This is a genomic window from Pseudomonas sp. LTR0 (genome assembly GCF_036630035.1).
GTDB lineage: Bacteria > Pseudomonadota > Gammaproteobacteria > Pseudomonadales > Pseudomonadaceae > Aquipseudomonas > Aquipseudomonas putida_Y.
The window spans coordinates 2,884,790-2,905,679 of the sequence record NZ_CP123734.1; the positions used below are offsets into that span (position 1 = coordinate 2,884,790).

The window sequence follows — 20,890 nt, forward strand, 5'->3', positions numbered from 1 at the left end:
ATCAGCCCCGCCCCGGGCAGGGAATAGGCAGCGCTGGAGGCATGCCACCCCGGCTTTTCAGCACGCGCCATTGCGCCGGGCGTGTGTCGACTGCAATGCGCAGCGCTGCGGGTGAAGGGTTGTGCGACGCCTGCTGCGGCCTGCAGGCGAACGCCAGTGCCTGCCCGGTTTCGGCCGCTACCTGCAAGCGCCGCAGGGCGCGGTCATCGGCACGCTCCGGCCAGCACAGCACCGCCGCGCAACTGCCCGAGCGCAGGCACTGCTCTGCAGCCCACAGGGCATCGGCAGGCTCGGCATCCACCTGTACCAGCCAGCGCAGGTCCACCCCCGCTGCCTGCCAGGCCGGTGCATAGGGGATGAAAGGTGGAGCCACCAGCACCACTCTGCTGGCTTCTGCGCTCAGCCGGGCGAGGGTTGGCCACAGCAACTGCAATTCGCCACAGCCGGGGTTGGCCAGCAACAGCTCGCTCAGTGCTGCCGCTGGCCAGCCACCTTCCGGCAAACGTTCGTCGAGTGCCGCATGGCCGGTGGGCTGCAGCCCGAGCGGTCGCGCCTGGGCCTGCCGGCCGCGCCATACCCGGCGCTGTTCCAGCAGCCTGTCGAGGTCGACCACGGCGCCCATCAGTCACGCCTCAGCAAGCCGCAAAACACGCCTTCGATGAAAAAGTCCTGTTCGGGCTGCACATCGATCGGCGCATAGGCTGGGTTGCGTGGCAACAGCCGGTAAGTGCCGCCTTGGCGTTGCAGGCGCTTGATGGTCACTTCGCCGTCCAGGCGCGCAACCACGATTTGCCCGTCGCGGGCGTCGGCCTGTTGCAGGATGCCGACCAGGTCACCGTCAAAGATGCCGTCGCCGATCATCGAGTCGCCCCGCACCTTCAGCAGGTAGTCGGGGGTACGGCGGAACAGGCTGGGGTCGAGCAGCAACTGCTCGTGGATGTCCAGGTCCGGGCCGATGGGGGCACCTGCCGCCACCTGGCCCAGCACGGGTACTTCGAGGATTTCTGGTCGACGCAGTGGTTCGGCCAGGCGTATGCCCCGGGCCTGGTTTGGCGTGACATCGATGTAACCGGCCTGGCACAGGGCGGTGATGTGCTTGCGTGCAACGCTGCGCGAGGCAAAACCGAAGCGCGTGGCGATATCCGCCAGGCTCGGCGGCTGACCATGCTCGGCAATGCGCTCACGGATGAATTCGAAAATGGCGCGGCGTTTGGGGGTAAGAGTGTCCATGGAGCACATTTGTACTCTTTTCGGAGCACGCTGAACAGCCCCCTTCGTCGTCAGCTTTGGTTATGATCCCTTGGCTTGTGTTTTTTCATCTGGATATCCCATGCTGACCGCCCTGCTGTTCGACCTTGACGGTACCCTCACCGACACTGACACCCTGCACCTGCAGGCCTTTCGCCAACTGCTGCGTGAACACGATGGCCGCGAGCTGAGCCAGGCGCAGTTCGATGCCCAGGTCAGCGGCCGCGCCAACGGCGAGCTGTTCGCCGAGCTGTTCAGCGGCGCCAGTGTCGAACAGTGCCAGGCGTTGGCCGACCGCAAGGAAGCGCTGTTCCGCGCAATGTCGCCGTCGCTTGAACCGATGCCGGGCCTGTTGCGCCTGCTGGAGCATGCCCAGGCCCATGACATCGGCATGTGTGTGGTGACCAACGCACCGCGGCTGAACGCCGAGCACATGCTGAACGCCATGGGCCTTGGCCAGCACTTTGAACATGTGCTGGTGGCCGAAGAGCTGGCACGGCCCAAACCGGACCCGCTGCCCTACCTCACCGGCCTGCAGCGGCTGGGTGCCGAGGCCGGGCAAGCGCTGGCCTTCGAGGACTCATTGCCGGGGACGGCCGCGGCCAGTAGCGCGGGGATCTTTACCGTGGGCGTGGCCACGACGCAGACGCCGGAGCGGTTGCTGGCAGCGGGAGCCAGACTGGTTGTCGATGATTTCAATGATGCGGCGTTGTGGGCGCTGATCGAGCGTATGGCTTGAGATGTGGGATGTGTTTGAGACTGAGTGCCGCAGGGGCGGCGCCCGGTCTCGACACAAACACGAACTCCAGGTCGTACCTCTCGCCCCCCCTGCCGAGCGCCAAGAGTGGCCATGTCTGGAGCAGCCTCGTGCTGTTAAAAGGCCCGTGCAGAAGCACTCATGGTGCTAAGGCCCGCTGCACTTCACTCACAGTGGTCGCCAAGCTGCTCAGGTGCAAGCTCGACACCCGCTCCACCGGCGCCTGATCCAGCGGCCGTTGCAAGGCGCTGCGCTTTCCACCAGGCGTCGCGCACACAGCCGCGCGAGATGTCCACCGACGTTGAAACTGAAACGCCGGGTCAGGTTATCCACCGGCACTTCTTCGCTCAGCTGGTCGAAGCGTCGTAGGCAAGGCTGTACGTGGCGTTGTTCTCGTTGACCAGTGCGGCCAGGCGCAAGGCCTTGTCGTAGTCGTAGCGAAGCCGCTGGCCCTTGGCGTTCTGGCGGCTGCTCACGCGAAGTACACTGCAACTGTGAGGTCTGGGCCTTGCATTTATATCAAGGAAATCGCTGTTCTTCATAACCATTAGGAAAGACATTTATTATACTAACCAACTCGCCGGACTCATATTTGAAATTCACGTCGAAGTCACTAAATACAGATTCAACATGCTCTTTTTGCCGAACATGTATTTTTTCTAGGCGAGAATCAACGTAGACATAATTTGACTCACTACATCCGTACTGGCCCCAATTCATGCTTTTCACCACCGCGCCCTCTTCAAGCAATGAAGTCGAAACATTCCTGAGCTTTCCGCTACTGGCAAAACAGATCCGCTCAATACATCCGCCACTATAGCGATAGAACTCCTTATTGATGATATTTTCAGACTGCCCATAAATCTCAACAAAGATCACCTTGTCATACTCATCCAAATGATACAGATGAGTATTTTTAATATGAACTGGAATTTTCTTTAAAACTTTCCCTTTCTTAAAGCCGGCCCGCTCGATCTCATATGGAATGACGTTATATAACGCCCCCTTGCTTATTACTATTTTTCTCGCTCTGGATAAAGCCTCAGACAAACAAGAAGACAGGACCTCCTCTGCTCGAGATTCAATCTTTAAATATCTTCCTTCAAGATCTTTCAAGTTATTCATGCTTTGTCCAATCCAGAATATATTCCATGGGCAATTTCAGAATCGATCATATCCAACACGCTCAAGAAGTCACCACTCTTATCTATATCGTCCAGACGATCTACTTATAAGCATTGGTGTGAATGCTTGCATGATTGGGTAGGACGATGTTCACCCAGGTTCAACTGGTGCAGATGCCCGCAGCCGTATTACAAGTAGTTGAGGTTGCGATTATCCGTCGGGTCGTACTGGTGACGACGATGGATCGAATCGTAAGCATAGACTACCAGCAGCGACGTTAACGCCGAGGCAGCTGGAGAGTTTACCGCTGTTCAATTCAAGCGAACAACCGGGATGGTACTTGTTGCTTAGTATTATTCATTCGAAAATACCATTAGGGAAATTCTGGAGAATCTCTTTTCGTACAAAGCCTACAACGGCGCCCTCAACAGACTTAATTAAACGCTTCTGCTGCCCCCACTTAAAGGCAGTAGAGTCAGAAGAACACACACCATTAAAGACCAACTTAAATCTTCAGCCAAAATACCGAAACATTTCTTTCACGTCTTTGTCGCCCATCGGGGAATAGGACGGGTAGTCACGCTTACTTCCCGTCAAAGAGGTCTCATTATCAAAAATATCAACAAGCCTCACATTATCAGCCACGCCGTACACATACCTCACCGACTCTTGATTTGACGGCCTATAATCCGATTCGTAAGCAACAATTCTCCAGTCACCCTCAGCCTTACGATCAAAAAGCGAATAAGAATCTAATATGACAGGGTCACCCAAGCGCTCGAAAGAAACTGAATCAACCACAGGAACACTAAGAACCTTGTCAAAAATCTCCACTACATGGCCAAGGCTATTTGGGGTCATAATGCGACCAACCCCATATTTTTTGGAGCCTAATGCGAAGCAAAATATATCCCCGCTTTTTATTTTTTTATAACTTGTTTTTATTCTTTCTTCCCACTCATAAACCTTAAGCGACGTCATCCGCAACCTCTTCATGGCACTTCTACACCTGTGACACAACAAACAATCACGCATAAATTCGACAGCTAGACTTTGTAAAGGTGCACTTTTGAATTTTTGTCGTAAAAATACAAGCCAACCACGCTTTCGCCATCTCGCTCAATGAATATTTCTGTACCAGGAGCACTATTGCTTGCATAAGCAATCATTGATACTATCCGTGCTGCTTCACACCTATATTCATAGCACCAATATTCACCATCGTCCTCCAGGCGGCATGATATATCTGGGACTCGATTCTCAAATATGACCCCAGACGCCCTAATAGCCTTTCCTTCATCGTCAAAGCGGACTGAATAGGTCGACTGCCCCTCCACCTGATATATCTCAGTCTCTATTGCTGTAGAGCTCACACCATATATATCAGACTTATAAAAGCCATGCTGTTCAGAACAATAGAACTTAAAGCAATTTTTTTTATTCTTTGGCTCAGCGCTTAGCATGGGAGACGGAGTCACCCCCGCCAGTTCCAACCCATAAGGCAATATAGAAAGGCTTGGCCCCTTAGACCATTTTACTTCTTCGCTTGTTATGCGCTGCATGCCTGTACTTTCAGAAAGCCCCATATCAAGCTTAGATTTTAAAATCCCAAGCAAATCCTTAAATTTATCAGGAATCACGACCACCTCCTAACAGCAAAATTTTACCGCTATTTAGTTGCTCAACACATAAGACAAACCATTCTAAACAACCAACTCAACTGCGCTACCATTAAAAAGTTCCTGCAAAGCTTCTCGCAAGGAAGAAATCCGCCCTGCCAGCTCTAAAACTCCTTCATCAAATTTCACAAGGATGCTTGAACCACCCAAGCTATCAATGAACGGCGGCTTGACCTCAACCCTAAGACCACTTTCCTCCAAGACTAATTTTTTTATAGCGCCCGCCATTTCATAGGTTACGCCCGAAACTTGCAACCCAATACCATCATCAACACTCAAATTATCTTCATCATCTAAGCGAGTCATTATCAGATAATTTACAGGATCAACACCGCCCTCACCAATAGCAACCACTAAAACATCGTTTTCTTCATAGCACTCGATGCTTGACGCGACGAAATTATTCATAGAACCCTACATCCCTAACCGCCCCAGAACCAGATACTGCATGAGTAGCGAGGGTGTTCTTTGAAACCCCTACTGCTGCCTCATCTGGCGTCATATTTCCACGTTGCCAAACACCAGTGGCCTTTCACATTGCCGCTGCTGTCGTACAAAGTTGCAATCGCATTATGTGTTCCCTTGCCGGATCCAAATGAAAGCCCAGCGGGTCAACATAGACACTTGGATGTATCTATTGAAAACGTTCCCCACCCCAACACCAGCAACCTAAAGCCCCCATTACAAACGCCCGCTCCAAAAACCAATCTAGATAACAATCAATTTATCCTTTGAATATCCAACGGGCCATCTGCCAGAACAATATAACTCAACCATCTTCAACCAGACACTGTCTTCCCCATAGTAGCACTCAGAGACATACTGGCGAAACGCAAAACAAGCCGCGTTTCTAGCAGCCACACTAAAGTCATGCGCACCCGACAAAAACTTATCTTTGGGAACATTCCTTACCGACTTCAGTACAGCTTTACTTACTCCAAGCCTAAGATCAAGCAAATCCTTAGGCGGCTTCGGAAAAAACTTGAACGGATCATCTTGAGTGGGAGTGGTCGGTAACCACTCAAGGTCTTCGTAAGCACCAAGAAATTCAGCCTCTACCGGTTCAACAAAGACCTTAAACACGCTCTCTATATATATAACATTTTCAACTTTATCAGCCACCTCCCCCATCTTAGAAAAAAAGTTCGCACGCCCAATTTCATCAATCAGGTTTTGAAAATCCAGCATTTTAAACCCTCAAATCTGTCATGGCGCGCGGCAGCAAGGCTTTCCTGCAGCTTACCAGCCCTAGCGGATCAACACACCCAGTGGGTTCCGGCCCATATTTATAAAAATTACTACCGCCTTCAAGCCCAATCGGTTCCTAAGTAATGAACATCTCAGTTTCAGGACCATAATAAAGAAGAGTATTATAGTTAAGATTGATTTCACTATCAAAATACTGCCCTTAACGATTGTGCCGTCTCTGTCCGTCAGTTCCAGCGGCGTACCAACCTGGTCCGTATGGAAGTAATAGACCTTCTGCCCTTCCCCCTTCAACCTGATCAACCCGCGCCAACGGCGCATAGCTACCCGGCTCGGACAGGTACACCTCCCGGTGCAGGACGTCGCGCTCCATGTCACTGGTCACCTGCCCATCCAGGTTCAGCTGGTGCAAGTGACCGCTGCCATAGTACGGCTGATTGACCTTGCGCCCATCCGGCAGGTTCCACGCTCGCACAGCGTGTGGAGCTCCGGCCGCTCGGCATTTCCGCCTTGGGTTTCCCAGCGATAATGCCAGCCCAGGTCCAGGGCGTTGTGGGTCGCCATCAGGCCCTCGGCGTTGCTGAAGCTGCGCACGGGGTCGCCGTTGCGGTTGATCACCGCGCTCAGCCGGCCGTGAGCGCTCTCACCAAATACAAAGCCGAATGTTGATGCCCGATACTATGCTCGCGATTTTGTGTAGCCCGCCCGCCATTAAGCGCCCCAGCAACAGCGCTCACCCATCAAATCTTCTGATAAAATAGTTATATTCTTCGGAAGAGTTGAGCAGTTCAGCTGTTTTATTTTCAAGCTCTTTTGCACCATCATCATCCGTAACAGTGACAAATAGCATCGGCTCCTGAATCTTAAAGGATGAAAAGAAACCTTCCCTACGCAGAGAGCTTAAAACATTAACCATGAGCGAGAGCAGCCTTTCTTTAAAACGTAAGATATCGCTTCGGGCACTTGCCTCTCTCAGGTCCTTACAAATATCTTTGAAATACTCCCCCTTCCACCCCTCGTATTTCCATTCTGAAGAAGCCCACTTATAGTAGGGCATCAACTCTTCACGCTCTTCTTCACCTTCCCCCTTAAGTTTCTCCTCGAGTGCCTCAACGGAATTAACCGCAACCGCCATGGTCATAGCGCTACTATCCGTATAAAGCGCGCAAGCGTAGAACTGCTCATCCGGATGTTCCACACTCAAATCTTGCAGAGCTTTTGTCACCAAGGTTAAAGCCGTGCTCTCTAATGCCTGCCAATTCATTGCACTCTCCTGTTCAGTTCGACATCATCGACAACCAATTGTTCTCGTTGAACAACGCGGTCAGGCGAATGGCCCTGTCGTACTCGTAGCGACTCTGTAGACGCTGCAGGTAAAGGTTTCCGTGGTGTCGTCCGGGTGGCTGATGCGCTGCACTTCGCCGTCGGGCTTGCGCTCCAGCGTGGGTGGTCTGATTACGCGCATTAGTTATGCTAGTCAGATCACATACAAAATAAGAATTTGCAAGAAGATGATAGTTCTCCCCAGGCGATTACATAAACGAAACCACATAACAAACAAACCAATTAAAACTTCTTTCAAACCAAAAGCACGAATCCTTACAGCGGAGAACGACGCCATCTATCATCAAAGCTTAAAACTTCTTTTTTCTTTATTTTCCAGTAGCCACCTTTAGACACTAAATACATCTTGGAGCACGTTTCAGCACCTTTAGTTTGCTGCACTTGAACTGTCAGCATTTTTTCATCACCACCCAGAAGCTCTAACTCATCAGTCGCAGGATCATAAGTGGCAGGCTTAGTGCACCCAAGATCCATGAGGCGCCCGTAGTTAAATTTATCCTTGACTGAATATCTATCAAGTATTTCTTCAAGCTTTCTTGCGTATTTATCTTTTAGCTCAAGATCTTCTACTCCCTGAGCCAGATTTTTTTTACGCTGATCAAAAAACTCAATCTCCCAGCAGTTCATTTCCCTCATGAAAGCTATCAGTTCACCAGGAGGGGTCATCACTACATTTTCCTTGGTCATGTTAATTCCCTAAAACACCTTCAAGGATATTCTCACCTTGACGATGTGCGTCATAGGTTATGAAAGTCGATCGCTTGCCACTATTACCATACACGAAGTTTAGCTCTACATCCACAACGCCATTTTTTCTTAATGACATTAGCAATTTGCGCTTCAAATACTTTAGATTGGCTACGATTAGCCCCCTTTAACAGAGGGTGCACGCCGTCATTACCACTGCCCCATCTAAAAGCCTGCCAATTAAATGCACTGTATCATCATCAGAGTTCCACATCATTCGAGCCCACGCTCTGGACGTGGCGTTAGTTGCTCCACCACCTTGATTCACATCGTTTAAAGTGATGATTGCGGTTGCTTTTATGCGTTGACCTGCCGGCCCTGTCACACCATTAGTCCTGACACACGAACCTAATGGGTCAAGCCAGCCCGAGGAACTGGGCGCATTATTGTAAAGGTCTGAACTACCTAGTAAGCCTATTGGATCTTGCGTAATGAATAGCGCCACCTCGGGGTCATAGTCCCGAAAGGTATTATAATGTAGTCAGGATTCATCCTCATTGTACTGCCTTGGATAACTCAGATTCTGGTCTGACCTGTTTGATCGACAAATTTTCTATCGCGCCCCAAGACCGATACGTTGCCTGCCAAACGATCTTGCCGTTGCTGTCCGTCAACTCCAACGGCGTACCAATCTGATCCGTATGGAAGTAATAGACCTTCTGTTCTTACCCTTCAGCCTGATCAACCCGCGCCAACGGCCATAGCTACCCGGCTCGCACAGGTACAGGTGTTCTGCCCAGGCGTCTCTGCGTGTAGCATTCGCAATGCCTTGCCAGAGAAAGCGCTTCTGCTCAACCTCACCATTGATTTCAGCCCGCTTGGCCACCCGCCGTCCCAGGCTGTCACCTCGGCACCTATGTCGAGCTTATCATTCACCTTCATATAATCCCGCATACTTCAAGCCATTATAATTCGACTTTAGGGGCTTGGAAATATTCGTACCGCCATCGGAGTACCAAAAAATTGCATTAGCCTTAGCAACACCAAGCCTCAAGCACTCTGCCTTTAAATCCTCAATACAACTGGAGTCAACCGCAGATTCAATCAAGATTTCATCTAAACTCACCTCCTCCGCTTTCCTTGGGATGATCCCGATGAAATCCTCGTCATACCATCTCACACCAATATCTCTGCAAAACCCACAAACCTTGTATGCCGGATCATCCAAATCCACAGAATAGTCCAACTCGAAATACTTTAGGTAGTCATCCTCCGAAGAGAAATTTACACCTATCCAAACATGAATTTTTTCATACCGCTCAATATCATAAGAATTCACTTAGCATGCTCCTGGCTTCATGGACTTGCTGTAATCTGGATCGATTACGCTAAGCGCTTGGGCCTTGCTTTGCGCGCCATTCAATTCTTTAATTAAATTATTATGGAGCAGCCTTCCCGCTCTACTATCATGGTGCAGGTCGTCCGGTACAGGACTACCATGTTTGTCTGTCACACCAACAAAAGTAACATATCTAGTCGGCGCCGTCGCCCCCTTAATTTCTTTAGCGGTAAAACCAAATTCTTTTGCCTTCGACGCTATAGAGACAGGAAACGTTCCATGTTCCCTCCTGGTTCCGAAGGGCAATTTCTACAGCTTTTATTATTAACAATATCTTGAACTGAGGCGCTATTAAACCCCGCTATCAAAACCATCCTTCACCGTTAAAGATTATGCCACCAAACGCTTACAACAAAATTTGTGCAGAAAGTAATTCTCGAAAAACTCGAAGACAAGATATCTAATTCTTAAACTGCACTCCGCGAACCGAGGCACTTTCAAAAATAGACTTGACGCGAGCAGTCACCACAATTACGGGGCTTTCCTCTTCAGCCCTAACGACATCACTAGAAAGTATTGTCTCATCATCCAAAACTATCTTGCTGAACCATCTAGGACCATCTGGAAGATAGCTAAGCAAGGGTTCGCTAACGGACTCTTTCAAGTTAAAAACTGGAGACTTACCAGTCACATTTAACACTTTGTAACCAGCATAGGAAACCTCACCTATCAGTAGATTCGCATCCACAAACTGAACACCAGAAATATTTTCTGCCTTCATTAATTCGTAGAGCCGTGGCGAAATCAAATTGGGCCCATCACTGTAAAAAAAATCATAGCTCAGTAGTTTGGAGACACTGACCCTTTTTGATCCCTCGAAGCAGACTTTTATATCCTTGCTAACAGCCACGCCATCTTTAAAAACCCCAGACTCTTCACCTGACAACATCTTTATCTTCAGCCAATAACTCTCAGGATAATCATCTGAAATGGAAAGTATAAAGTTTTTAGCCACAATCTGACCCTCTAACAGAACCTTTATTCAGCATCGTTTAACCTGCGCACAGACCCTTTCTCTCATCAACCATGACTCCGTGGATAGCCTTTTGGTAATCCGCTTTGGACCAGTCGTTTTTTGCCGTATTCGTGTATGAATATTCACTTCCCCTGCCCGCATTGCTGCATGATTGGACAACTTATGTATCTACCGACTTTCGGATCGTAGTAGCCAAACTTGTTATAGCGCAGTTCCGTTTCGTTATCCAAGTACTGGCCCTGGAATCGAAGGTTCTGTTCCACCTCACCGACAGTCAGATACTCTATCGCAGCCCACTAAACATAAGTTCTCTGCCACTTCTCCCCATTTTGCAGATCTCGCCTGCTGACCTTGCATGTCTCACCGTCCATGATAAAAGTTAACCTAAAGGAAGCACACAGCCCTGTTTTCTTCCTGATAATAACAGACACTGTACTTCCATTGCTCTCACACACCTCAACCTCATCATTAACTAAATCATATTCAGGATATCTGCCACATACTATATTTTCCACGCGATCATAGTTGCGACCTTCGTCTACGAGATATTTTTTAAAAATTTTCAAAAGATCACTTTTCATGCTTCGATCAAGGGCTTCTCCTAATGAATCGTCCGAAAAAGCTTCCAAAGTTTTTTTGTAGCCCAACGTCTCCCACTCGCACATGGCGGCCATAAAACCTAACAACGTATCTCGAAAATCACCACGCAAGTTAGTTGCTAAATATTTCTCCATCAACTAGATCACCCTTTTTAAAAACATTATAGAGAGCCTTAGTGGGCCTTGTCCCGCCGGCCCAGTTTCCAACACATCTTTTGCAATTTGTTTTTCAAAATCTCTAAACAAACCGCGGTTGAGCTCGGCAATCAGTCGACCAACCGCATCGCGCTCGAACAGCGTCTCGCGTAGCGGCTGCTCGCCATTTGCGCCATAACCGATTTCATCAACGCAGGTCAGATGCCCGCCCTCGTTGTAGCTGAAACGCCGGGGCAGGTTATCCCCCCATCGGTCCCGCCACCAGATGCTGACGCTAGTTGTGTTAGACCCTGATTTACCCGAACAGTCGCGGAAAGCTCGACCTAAGCAAAGACGTACCGCAAAGTGCTCACACAGGCTAGAAAAAGAGGAAATCGCTCAAAAATTTAGCCGTAAATATTTTCTTCTTGAGCCTTCTCAATAAAAATATCCATAAAATCACCTTGGATCTCCCCCCCATCACAGGTAACAACAAACTCCCCCTCTAAATCATTTGGAAAGTGCACCCCGTCGAGAGCACCCAACACCACCGAAGCACTATCTGCGATAATAATTTTAAAAAAATCAAACACATCGGCCCTCTGAGCATCACTCAAAACAGCCAAAGAATTTCTCGCCCTCGCATAAGGGTCCACATCATCATTCACTGGTTTACTTAGAGACGTCTTATACCTCTCGAAGTTACTCCCATACAACTCATCAAACACAGCAAACACAAATTTTTTATCCGGCGTCATACCTTACTCCTTATCAGCGCACTTCTGGGCACATGGATTTATTAAGAGATATTAGGCGCGTACTGGTAAAGATTATTTCCTCCAAATAATCTAATCGGGTCCTGTGATAAAAACCGCCCCACCTCAGGATCGTATTACCGAACCGTGTTGTAGTGCAGCCCGGTCTCGTCGTCAAAGTATTGCAACTAAAACCTCAGATTCTGCTCGACTTCATTGACCGCCAGCTGCTCAATCGTTCCCCAAGACTGATAAGTCGCCTGCCAAACGATCTCGCCCTCGCTATTGGTCAGCTCGAGCGGCGTACCGATCTGATCGGTATGGAAGTAATAAAACTTTTGCTGCTGCCCTTCAGCCTGATCGACCTGCGCCAGTGGCGGCTCGATCAGGTTGCCCCAAGGATCGTAGCGATACGCCGTCGGTGTGGCTGAGTACCCGACCGTAGACGTTGTAGGTGAATGTTTCCGGGATACCGTCCGGGTGACTAATGCGCTGCACCTCGCCGTCGGGCTTGCGCTCCAGCGTGGCGGTCTGGTTCAGCGCGTCCGTCACCGCGACCAGGTGCTGGCGCTCGTCATAGCGCTAATACGTGCTCTTGCCCGAGCAGTCCGGTATCGCTCCACCTGGCCCAGGGCGTTCCACCACAGGTACTTGGACTTGTAGGTCGCGTCGATAATGGTGACCCGCAGGCCAGCTTAGCCGTTGAGTCGTTTACTGCCAGGCGAGCCCAAATCCAAGCCAACAATGTTGCCCTACTCGTAAAGCGCGCGGCCAAGCATGCCGATTTCCCGGCTGATGCCAGGCGTCGAAGCCAATATCCCGCATAGCAAGCTTACTAGTCTTACGCTGCTTAAAATCATTTAACCCGGGTCAAATTAACAGGCAACCGATCATAATCAAGCGTATTAATTTCTTGATCCGACAATAAATCATCGAATGCATCTCCGCCGAACTTTTCGACGAAGGCGCGCTCTTCTTCATAAATGGCGACACACTGCAACCAATTCACTTTAAGCGAAGCAAATTCAAGCTGCGGAAAGTAAGCATCGTTCCACATAAAAGGGACCGTCAAATAAACATGAGGCATTTTTGGCGATTTAATATAATCCTTGAAAACATCAACGATCACATCCCCTGGCATTACCGAGCTTTGAAGTTTTATAATGGAAAAAGCAGCAGAAGCCAAAGCATTTTCCCAGAAAACCTCTTCAGTCAACGCCCCGGCACAGAGCTCTATACGAGTAGGAAATTCCTCGCCACTGCTTCTAAATAGTGGAACTTCTGACAGCCCTATCGTACCTATAGACTTAACACCCACATGCAAAGAGTCAAGCGTAGTAAGCAAATCTACCGAAATACTTTTAGAATCATCATAATAAGCTTGAACCTTAAGTTCGCCCCCAAAAATTTTCAGGGCGTGCCTAGCTACTGCCTTACACTGCTCGCTCGGAATAGTCATGTATGGACCAAAATAGAGTTCAGATTTAATTCCCCCCCAAAAAAAAGGGAACTCTTGCACATAGTGACTGCCTTGATTGAATTCGTCAAGAAACTCTTTCCTGGGAAGGCCTCGTTCTTCGGTACTTCTAACATGTTTTAATGCGCGTAACCTGGCTCATGGCCCATATCCCAAGGTTCGCTTTTATTCATTAGTGTACTCGAGCTTTTCTTCCATGATCCCGAGCTGCTTGCCAGTCCCGGTTGGTTGCCGCTCGATACTCAACAACCGGTCGCCATCGTCATAAGCAAATGTCTGCGTTGCATTGCTGTTGATCTTGGCGACCAAACGGCCAATGGTATCGCGCTCGAACACCGTGTGCCGCTGAGGGTTTCCCAGCGGTAGTGGCCACCTTCGGTGCAGACCTGTAGCAGTGCTGCCAAAGAGGTGGCGCCCTGCCTATGAAAGACGCAATTTCTGAATTAAGGATTTATAGAGACATCGGGGCTTTCGCCCCGAAATATTACCTAACATGTTATTAAAGAGCTACGGACGCCCGCAAAAATACAACATTAGCGAATTCAAACAAAACCAACCATAGCGACAGTCAGCGCCACCCAAGACCTGTCAACTTGATTATTTGATCAGTATATTTTTTGGCATGTGGGATTCTACACAACTTAATATATACCAGCAGGCATTCACGACCAGACATCGCCAATGCAAACTCAATAAGATTGGTCAACAAAAAACCTTGTGAATATTTCCCAACCGAAAGAGTTTTACTTCTTTCGTCGCCAGAAGGCGACGCGCCAACGGGATACCCTTCCTCATCCTCTTCATCTGAAAGTGCTTGAAACTTAGAAAGAGAATACTGCTTTATAAGATCCATTTTATTTGTCAAGATGGACATCAAGTCATCAATATCAACCTTTGCCTTGACAATCTTAGCAGAGTCGAGACGAGCGAATACTTCTTCATATTCCGGCTCAACCTCAATACCTGTAGCGTCGACTAGCTCCGCAAGTAACTCCCTATAAGCAGACGACCCAACCAGATTCGCCGCCAATGAACCGCTATTGATTACCATAATCAACTCCTTTAATTACTCTAATCAAGTCAGACCCTACATGCCTAAACTGGTCGACAGCCTCATGTTCCCATGCTGGGCTGGCGGTAATCGAAGGTGCGGCTGCTCGGGGATGTCCACCAGCGTGCTGGAGTCATCGCAGATGATCATGGTGTGGCCTTCGGCGGTGTGCTCGAAGTAGTAGAACATCCCCTCTTCCTTCAGCAGGCGCTGGACGAAGTTGAAGTCGGTCTCGCGGTACTGGGTAATGTAGGTATAGCGCTTCTGCGGGCGGGTCAGGCGGAACTCATGACGGACGAACGCCGGGCACAGGGCGAATACTTCGGTTACCACCTCCGCGACCGTGTTGCCCTGGAAGATCCGCGTGTCGAAGCGGTTCTTGAGCATCGAGAACCACGGGTCGAGGGTAGCGGTGTAGCGCGCCATGCCGCCGTCGCTGGCGATGCGTGTGAGGTAACCGGTGATGTAGCGCGGGTCGCCTTCGGACAACTCGATTTCGATGCTGACGTGCAGCCCCATCATGGATTTGAGTGGTACGCCGGAGTCTTCGCAGACCAGCACCAGTTCGTAGTTGAACGCCCGCGACAGGCCCTCGACGCCCTTGAAGGTTTCTAGCAGCAGTTGCCGCTCGGGATTGGCCAGGTTGTGGACCTTGAACAGGCGGCGGTTCTGCGGCGACAGCAGCGCGGAGGCGAGGTCCATGATCATGCGAATCTCCTTGAAAACACGGCCAGCACGCTAACGCGGTGCTCAGCTACAACTCTGATGGTGCGGGCGTATCCTGCAGACGCGCGTGTCGCGCAAGCTGTACGGGATCATGCGACGGCCTGCTCCAGGAAAAGTGCCACCATGCATCGAACTTGATGCGACCTGGTTCACATTCCCGAATGCCGGGCAGGCAGAACTGCCCAAAGGAAACACCGGCAAAAACTACCCTGTCAACACGCTGCTGGGGATCAACCTGAATCGCCCCTGGTTTCATAGACACTTCCACGCCTCATAATGAGGCCCAAATAGGAGGTGCCATGAGTCGTCAGCGTTACCCCGCAGAATTAAAGATCGAAGCGGTCAAGCAAGTGACCGAGAAAGGTAAACCTGTCGCCGATGTCGCCCAGCGCTTGGGCATGTCCGTGCACAGCCTCTACGCCTGGATCAAGGTCTACAGCAAGCCCCAAGAGCAGCGTCAGCAAGACGACGACCAGCAGGCCGAACTTCGCAAGCTCCTCCAGCAGGCGCTGGACGAAGTTGAAGTCGGTTTCACGGTACTGGGGTGACGTAGGTGTAGCGCTTCTGTAAGTGCTCCATGAACCCCACATTCAAAGCGCTTACCTGATGCCCGATGCTGTGCTCCCGATTTCCTTCTGGAGCCAGCCCTGCATGATGCGCCCCGACAGCAAAGTCGAAAAAGTCTACCTCTACCCCAAGCCTGTGGACTTTCGAAAGTCCATCGACGGCCTTACTGCCTTGGTAGAACTGGATATCAAAGTCGCCGTGTTCGACCCCGTGCTCTTCGTCTTCCTCAACAAGGCGCGTAATCGGATCAAAGTGTTGTACTGGGAGCGCAACGGCTTCTGCCTCTGGCTCAAGCGCCTGGAAGCCGAGCGCTTCAAAATGTCGCCTGAGCCCAGCGACGAAGCGATTGTCCTGACCGTCCAAGAACTCAATTGGCTGCTCGACGGTTTCGACCTTTGGCGCAACCGTCCCCATCAGGTTTTGACTCCGCGCTACGTCGCCTGACCCGGTATAATCCGCGGCATGATTTCCGTGCCCGACAATCTCCCAGACGATCCTGCCCTGCTCAAGCAATTATTGCTTGAGAGCTATGCTGCCCGTTTGCGCGAGCAGGAAGTCAATCAGGCCCACATCGTCCAAATTGACGATCTGAAAGAGCAAATCAAGTTATGGCGTGACCGTTTCTTTGGCCGCAAGTCCGAGCAAACCGTCGATCCCAAAACGCCGCAACTGGCCATGTTCGATGAAGCGGAAAATGACCCTCTGCTGGCTGTAGTCGATGATGCCGATGAAGAAGTCGTTGTCCCGGTCAAGCGCCGTGGCAAGCGCAAGCCACTGGCGGCTAATCTGCCACGTATCGAAGTTATCCATGAGTTGCCCGAACACGAACTGACCTGCGCCTGCGGTTGCCGTAAGCATGTCATCGGCGAAGAAACCAGCGAGCAGCTCGATATCGTGCCGATGCAGATCCGCGTACTCAAACACGTGCGCAAGATCTATGGCTGCCGTGGTTGCGAGACTGCTCCTGTCACTGCTGACAAGCCCGCCCAGTTAATCGAAAAAAGCATGGCCAGCCCAAGCGTGCTGGCCATGCTGCTGACGACCAAGTACGTCGATGGCTTGCCGCTACACAGGTTTGAAAGTGTGCTGTCCCGCCACGGCATCGAGGTTCCACGACAAACCCTGGCGCGTTGGGTGATCCAGTGCAGTAAATACTTCCAGCCGCTGTTGAATCTGATGCGTGATCGGCTGCTGGAAAGTCCGGTGATTCATTGCGATGAGACCCGCGTCCAGGTGTTGAAAGAACCGGATCGAGACCCGACCAGCCAATCCTGGATGTGGGTGCAAGCCAGTGGCCCGCCTGATCGACAAGTTGTGCTGTTCGACTACACCACCAGCCGTGCGCAGGAAGTACCATTGCGTCTGTTGCAAGGCTATCGCGGCTATGTGATGACCGACGATTATGCGGGTTACAACGCTTTGGCGTTGCAGCCCGGTATCGAGCGACTGGCATGCATGGTTCACGCGCGCCGCAAGTTCGTCGAAGCACAAAAGGTGCAGCCCAAGGGTAAGACCGGACGAGCCGATGTGGCGCTGACGATGATCAATAAGCTGTATGACATCGAGCGCGACCTCAAGGAGGTCAGCGACGAACAGCGGTTCATCGGTCGCCAGGAAAGAAGCTTACCGATCCTCGGTCAGCTGAAAAGCTGGCTGGACAAGACGTACGCCCAGGTGACGCCGCAAAGCGTATTGGGCAAGGCGGTGCATTACCTGGCAAACAACTGGAGCCGCCTGGAACGGTATGTCGAAGCGGGCCATTTGCCAATCGACAACAACCTGGCAGAGCGTGCGATAAAACCGTTTGTCATTGGGCGCAAGGCTTGGCTGTTCAGTGACACGCCCAAGGGCGCCACGGCAAGTGCGCAGATATACAGCTTGGTCGAGACCGCCAAGGTCAACGGCCAGGAGCCCTATACGTGGCTGCGCCACGTACTTGAGCGCCTGCCGTATGCGTCGTCGGTCTCAGACTACGAAGCCTTGCTGCCATGGAACTGCTCGCCAGAGATACCACGGTAAGCTGAGGCCCTATCTTTTAGAAGGTGGGGTTCATGGATCGCACTCGGCCAATGCATTGGTCGGCTGGGTGTAAGCTGACTTCTGGAAGAACTCCGAGATGCTTTTTGCCTCCGTCGCATCTAGGTAAGCCTGGGTGCCGGACGCCAATGCGCCGCCGGCCCCCGTCAGTACTTTAACTACGCCACGGCTGCTGTACCCGGCCGCCAAATCTGCGTCCGGTTCAGCTGGTGAACGCCCAGCAACGAACGAAAGATCGAAAAGGCCAAGGCGCAAGTGCGTGCGAAGGTGGAGCACCCGTTCCGGGTGATCAAACGCCAGTTCGGCTATGTAAAGACTCGTTTTCGCGGCTTGGCCAAGAACACGACGCAACTGACCACGCTGTTTGCCCTGTCGAGTCTGTGGATGGTGCGCCGGCAATTATTGCCTGTTGCGGGAGAGGTGCGGCCGTGAGTCCAGATAACCAAGGCTTTGCCTTGGTTATCCAATAATCAGCGACTGAAAATCGGGCTTTTCGGCATCCCTAAGCCGCCCATTTTCGACTGATGAGCAACTTGTTCGGAGTTTCCCTAAGCCCTAAGATAGCAAACCTTGCCCCAACTCATAAAAATTGCACAACGATACAATTACATACCACTTATTCAACAACTTTCAACCAACATACACCAACAAAAATCCACAATGAATTCACTACAACTCAAAGCTCCCTAATCGCTTGCCTTATCGAGCCAATAAAAAACTCCTCAAAACTTTGATAAATTACATTTTTTTCCTTGGTTCGCTTGAACGAAAGCTGAGTTTCAACTATGACCGGCTCTCCAGCACCTCCGAGAGTCGAGACATCTATGGAATAAATCGGACCATAGCCAGAAGCTTTCACTACAATCATCGACTCATTTGCATCGCCATCAGCTCTAGCACTTTTTGTGGCAAAAACCACATTAGGAACAGACGTTGCACCAATACCGCTCTTGGTTATACCATAGTAAGTATCACCCGCAAACGACAGCGCACCATATTTCTTCAAAAACAATTTATATGATAATGGGAAATTAACACCAAGAGCTTTCTCAAAGCCTGCTATCGCTTCATCCGATGCCCCCCCTGCGCATGCAGGCTCTTCCCCGCTGGCGTTGATTTCAGATTCTATAATATCTATATAGCTCATTTTATATCCTCAAAAATCCAAGGCTCTGGCTTTCCAATAAGATTTCTTCCAAGTATTGAATGGACCGCGCTTCATGCTTGGCGGCGCGCTGTTAAAAAGACGTCTTAATCCATCACTTCCTACCCAACTTTCTCCCACTGGTTAGAATATATGTGCACCACCCTTTCATGCTTAGAATGGAAACTGCTTAGAACCTCAGCCATCGGACCACGTTCATCTTAGCTGCTTTTGCCGATCCCGGTCGGTTGCCGCTCGATGCTCAGCAACCGGTCACCGTCGTCGTATGCGAATGTCTGGCTCGCATCACGGTTGATCTTGGCAACCAAACGCCCAATGGCATCACGCTCGAACAGCGTATGGCGCTCGGGCCGCTCGGCATTTTCGCCATAGCAATCTCATCCAGTCGTGTGAGATGGCCACCGACGTTGTAGCTGAAACGTCGGGTCAGGTTATCCACCCGCACCTCTTCGCTCAGCCGGTCCGAAGCGTCGTAGGCAAAGCTGTATGTGGCGTTGTTTTCGTTGACCAGCGCGGTCAGGCGAATGGCCTTGTCGTACTCGTAGCGAACCCGTTGGCCCTTGGCGTCCTGGCGGCTGCTCGGCAGGCCGCGGGCCGTGCGCATTAGGCGAGTGGTCTGGCCCTTGCCGTCGGTGTGGCTGAGCACCTGACCGTAGACGTTGTAGGTAAAGGTTTCCGTGGTGCTGTCCGGGTGGCTGATGCGCAGCACTTCGCCTTCCGGCTTGCGCTCCAGGCTGGTAGTCTGGTTCAGCGCATCGGTCACCGCCACCAGGTGCTGACGCTCGTCGTAGCGGTAGTACGTGCTCTTGCCCGAGCAGTCCTGATAACGCTCGACCTGGGCCTAGGGTTAGCATACTGAAACGACTGAGACAATGTTGGCAGTCGCCTCAGGCATCAAATATTAAAGAACAAGCCTGCAAACACTACCACTTTGACCAAGCCAGATATTGCTGTAGCTTCTTGACGAAACTTTGAAATACAAAAGCTATCCAATCAATTTTAGATCCAGCTAAACTTATAGAGCCATAATTCTTGAATCCACTAAAACACATCAAACTTAACCATTCCAGGCGGGAATGAGTCAGGGAAAAAATTTGGTTTTACACCCCCAGAAAGAATACCCGCCAAAGTTGTAGTCAAGTCTGACTGAAAATACTCAACATCAGGAGACCGAGACGCAATGATGGCAGTTCCCCAAGAGTCACTATCCTCTATAGAATCAACCGTCCAAAATATGTAGTCACCATTATCAGTCACGCCCACAGGAATCAAACCACCCGAAGCCGGGTAAATTAAATAATTATAATAATCAGGATCGGACTCTATTAGCTCCTTCAAATCACCCAACACAAACTTAAACTGATCGAAAAAATTTATATTTTCGTTATTGCTGAATGGATTGAAAATAAGTATAAAATCCGCTACTCGCCCTGCCCCATAAAAATTGATAAAATCAATATAATCGGATGGAAATGGTAGACCCTGCTCTATTTCAGGCCATTTTCTTCCCATTCCCGAGTCTACAGGGCTTTGTGGGGAAGGCATTAGTGCAGTCAAATTATTAATAGCCATATCTACATTCCTGGGGGCTTAGCACAGTGAGGTTTTCAAATAATCCGCCCGAGCCTTCTGCCTTAATTGTAATGCCAGCTGGAATCCTGCAAGGCCCATGGTAAATTGGCACAATATTTACGTCAACGACTTGACCTTGCTCTAGAGCTTTTCTTATCCGGCCCTCCACAGCACTCATCACAGGCGTGTTAGCCGGGCGCTGTTGAATTGTGATGAGGTTTCGCGCGTCATCACCGGCCCCACCCAATGCCTTCCTAGCAAGTGACCTCTTGCCCTATTAGAGCCCGCCCCGGTAATGAACCCTGGGGGTTGAATATTAGGATTAGCATGGGTACCACTATTAATATGACTAGAATTTAATCGTGCCTGAACCCCTGTTGGGCGA

Annotated in this window: 24 protein-coding genes and 8 pseudogenes; 5 read left to right on the forward strand and 27 right to left on the reverse strand. The window is 50.5% G+C overall.

What is annotated here, in order from left to right; genetic code table 11:
- Position 1 precedes the first annotated feature (1 nt).
- Both imuA and lexA read right to left on the reverse strand, forming a co-directional pair.
- Entirely contained in the window at positions 2–622 is a 621-nt protein-coding gene (imuA, locus tag QCL51_RS13300) for a translesion DNA synthesis-associated protein ImuA (RefSeq protein ID WP_021785054.1), read from the reverse strand.
- Positions 622–1,239 (reverse strand): transcriptional repressor LexA, encoded by a 618-nt coding sequence (lexA, locus tag QCL51_RS13305; RefSeq protein ID WP_021785053.1) that lies wholly within the window; start codon positions 1,237–1,239, stop codon positions 622–624. Before lexA ends, imuA begins: the two co-directional genes overlap by 1 nt.
- Positions 1,240–1,330: 91 nt before the next feature.
- Between lexA and QCL51_RS13310 the strand changes: the two genes are divergently transcribed.
- Positions 1,331–1,987, forward strand: coding sequence for an HAD family phosphatase (locus QCL51_RS13310; protein WP_021785052.1), 657 nt, complete (start codon positions 1,331–1,333; stop codon positions 1,985–1,987).
- Positions 1,988–2,144: 157 nt separating this feature from the next.
- On the opposite strand, the pseudogene QCL51_RS13315 reads toward QCL51_RS13310, so the two are convergent.
- The 22 genes and pseudogenes from QCL51_RS13315 to vgrG all read right to left on the reverse strand — a co-directional run.
- Positions 2,145–2,252 (reverse strand): annotated as a pseudogene (locus QCL51_RS13315) (IclR family transcriptional regulator); the annotation flags it as partial.
- A 100-nt stretch (positions 2,253–2,352) separates the two neighbouring features.
- Positions 2,353–2,481, reverse strand: coding sequence for a hypothetical protein (locus tag QCL51_RS13320; protein ID WP_330507962.1), 129 nt, complete (start codon positions 2,479–2,481; stop codon positions 2,353–2,355).
- A gap of 43 nt (positions 2,482–2,524) precedes the next feature.
- Positions 2,525–3,130: a hypothetical protein gene (locus QCL51_RS13325; protein ID WP_330507963.1), complete on the reverse strand. Its 606-nt coding sequence runs from the start codon at positions 3,128–3,130 to the stop codon at positions 2,525–2,527.
- A gap of 513 nt (positions 3,131–3,643) precedes the next feature.
- A complete protein-coding gene (locus QCL51_RS13330) occupies positions 3,644–4,111 on the reverse strand; it encodes an Imm26 family immunity protein (RefSeq protein ID WP_330507964.1) in 468 nt (155 codons plus the stop codon).
- Between the two features lie 65 nt (positions 4,112–4,176).
- Positions 4,177–4,770 carry a hypothetical protein gene (locus QCL51_RS13335; RefSeq protein ID WP_330507965.1) on the reverse strand — a complete coding sequence of 198 codons (594 nt, stop codon included), beginning with the start codon at positions 4,768–4,770 and terminating at the stop codon, positions 4,177–4,179.
- A gap of 63 nt (positions 4,771–4,833) precedes the next feature.
- A complete protein-coding gene (locus QCL51_RS13340; RefSeq protein ID WP_274150041.1) occupies positions 4,834–5,217 on the reverse strand; it encodes a hypothetical protein in 384 nt (127 codons plus the stop codon).
- A gap of 300 nt (positions 5,218–5,517) precedes the next feature.
- Positions 5,518–5,997: a hypothetical protein gene (locus tag QCL51_RS13345; protein ID WP_338443415.1), complete on the reverse strand. Its 480-nt coding sequence runs from the start codon at positions 5,995–5,997 to the stop codon at positions 5,518–5,520.
- A 58-nt stretch (positions 5,998–6,055) separates the two neighbouring features.
- A pseudogene (locus tag QCL51_RS13350) lies at positions 6,056–6,361 on the reverse strand (RHS repeat-associated core domain-containing protein); the annotation flags it as partial.
- A 53-nt stretch (positions 6,362–6,414) separates the two neighbouring features.
- Positions 6,415–6,633, reverse strand: coding sequence for a hypothetical protein (locus tag QCL51_RS13355; protein ID WP_021785043.1), 219 nt, complete (start codon positions 6,631–6,633; stop codon positions 6,415–6,417).
- Between the two features lie 115 nt (positions 6,634–6,748).
- Entirely contained in the window at positions 6,749–7,279 is a 531-nt protein-coding gene (locus QCL51_RS13360; RefSeq protein ID WP_338443416.1) for a DUF4303 domain-containing protein, read from the reverse strand.
- Between the two features lie 335 nt (positions 7,280–7,614).
- The gene (locus QCL51_RS13365; protein ID WP_223271128.1) at positions 7,615–8,046 is read right to left on the reverse strand and encodes an NTF2 fold immunity protein; all 432 of its coding nucleotides are present in this window, start codon (positions 8,044–8,046) and stop codon (positions 7,615–7,617) included.
- Between the two features lie 406 nt (positions 8,047–8,452).
- Positions 8,453–8,956: pseudogene (locus QCL51_RS13370) on the reverse strand (RHS domain-containing protein); the annotation flags it as partial.
- Positions 8,957–8,974: 18 nt separating this feature from the next.
- Entirely contained in the window at positions 8,975–9,385 is a 411-nt protein-coding gene (locus QCL51_RS13375) for an immunity 22 family protein (RefSeq protein ID WP_274150053.1), read from the reverse strand.
- Positions 9,386–9,845: 460 nt separating this feature from the next.
- Entirely contained in the window at positions 9,846–10,400 is a 555-nt protein-coding gene (locus QCL51_RS13380; protein ID WP_338443419.1) for a hypothetical protein, read from the reverse strand.
- 143 nt (positions 10,401–10,543) lie between these two features.
- Positions 10,544–10,684, reverse strand: a complete 141-nt coding sequence (locus QCL51_RS13385; RefSeq protein ID WP_230849503.1) for an RHS repeat-associated core domain-containing protein — start codon at positions 10,682–10,684, stop codon at positions 10,544–10,546.
- A gap of 33 nt (positions 10,685–10,717) precedes the next feature.
- The gene (locus QCL51_RS13390; protein WP_330507967.1) at positions 10,718–11,155 is read right to left on the reverse strand and encodes an NTF2 fold immunity protein; all 438 of its coding nucleotides are present in this window, start codon (positions 11,153–11,155) and stop codon (positions 10,718–10,720) included.
- Positions 11,156–11,562: 407 nt separating this feature from the next.
- The gene (locus QCL51_RS13395; protein ID WP_338443421.1) at positions 11,563–11,913 is read right to left on the reverse strand and encodes a hypothetical protein; all 351 of its coding nucleotides are present in this window, start codon (positions 11,911–11,913) and stop codon (positions 11,563–11,565) included.
- A gap of 50 nt (positions 11,914–11,963) precedes the next feature.
- A pseudogene (locus QCL51_RS13400) lies at positions 11,964–12,287 on the reverse strand (RHS repeat-associated core domain-containing protein); the annotation flags it as partial.
- Positions 12,262–12,462, reverse strand: a complete 201-nt coding sequence (locus QCL51_RS13405) for a hypothetical protein (RefSeq protein WP_338443423.1) — start codon at positions 12,460–12,462, stop codon at positions 12,262–12,264. The gene QCL51_RS13405 and the pseudogene QCL51_RS13400, both read right to left, overlap by 26 nt.
- A 304-nt stretch (positions 12,463–12,766) precedes the next feature.
- Positions 12,767–13,369 carry a suppressor of fused domain protein gene (locus QCL51_RS13410; RefSeq protein WP_338443424.1) on the reverse strand — a complete coding sequence of 201 codons (603 nt, stop codon included), beginning with the start codon at positions 13,367–13,369 and terminating at the stop codon, positions 12,767–12,769.
- A 586-nt stretch (positions 13,370–13,955) separates the two neighbouring features.
- Entirely contained in the window at positions 13,956–14,438 is a 483-nt protein-coding gene (locus QCL51_RS13415) for a hypothetical protein (RefSeq protein ID WP_338443426.1), read from the reverse strand.
- Positions 14,439–14,528: 90 nt separating this feature from the next.
- A pseudogene (gene vgrG, locus QCL51_RS13420) lies at positions 14,529–15,146 on the reverse strand (type VI secretion system tip protein VgrG); the annotation flags it as partial.
- Positions 15,147–15,463: 317 nt separating this feature from the next.
- Between vgrG and QCL51_RS13425 the strand changes: the two are divergent.
- The 4 genes and pseudogenes from QCL51_RS13425 to QCL51_RS13440 all read left to right on the forward strand — a co-directional run.
- Positions 15,464–15,691 (forward strand): annotated as a pseudogene (locus QCL51_RS13425) (transposase); the annotation flags it as partial.
- 124 nt (positions 15,692–15,815) lie between these two features.
- Complete coding sequence (tnpB, locus tag QCL51_RS13430; protein ID WP_019437365.1) at positions 15,816–16,175, forward strand: IS66 family insertion sequence element accessory protein TnpB; 360 nt, start codon at positions 15,816–15,818, stop codon at positions 16,173–16,175.
- 18 nt (positions 16,176–16,193) lie between these two features.
- Positions 16,194–17,750 (forward strand): IS66 family transposase, encoded by a 1,557-nt coding sequence (locus QCL51_RS13435; RefSeq protein WP_232893739.1) that lies wholly within the window; start codon positions 16,194–16,196, stop codon positions 17,748–17,750.
- A gap of 243 nt (positions 17,751–17,993) precedes the next feature.
- Positions 17,994–18,200: pseudogene (locus tag QCL51_RS13440) on the forward strand (transposase); the annotation flags it as partial.
- Between the two features lie 244 nt (positions 18,201–18,444).
- Here the strand turns inward: QCL51_RS13440 and QCL51_RS13445 are convergent.
- The 3 genes and pseudogenes from QCL51_RS13445 to QCL51_RS13455 form a co-directional block, all read right to left on the reverse strand.
- Positions 18,445–18,915, reverse strand: coding sequence for an SMI1/KNR4 family protein (locus tag QCL51_RS13445; protein WP_021785697.1), 471 nt, complete (start codon positions 18,913–18,915; stop codon positions 18,445–18,447).
- Positions 18,916–19,142: 227 nt separating this feature from the next.
- Positions 19,143–19,642: pseudogene (locus QCL51_RS13450) on the reverse strand (sugar-binding protein); the annotation flags it as partial.
- 332 nt (positions 19,643–19,974) lie between these two features.
- Positions 19,975–20,505 (reverse strand): SMI1/KNR4 family protein, encoded by a 531-nt coding sequence (locus QCL51_RS13455; RefSeq protein WP_338443436.1) that lies wholly within the window; start codon positions 20,503–20,505, stop codon positions 19,975–19,977.
- Positions 20,506–20,890: the final 385 nt, after the last annotated feature.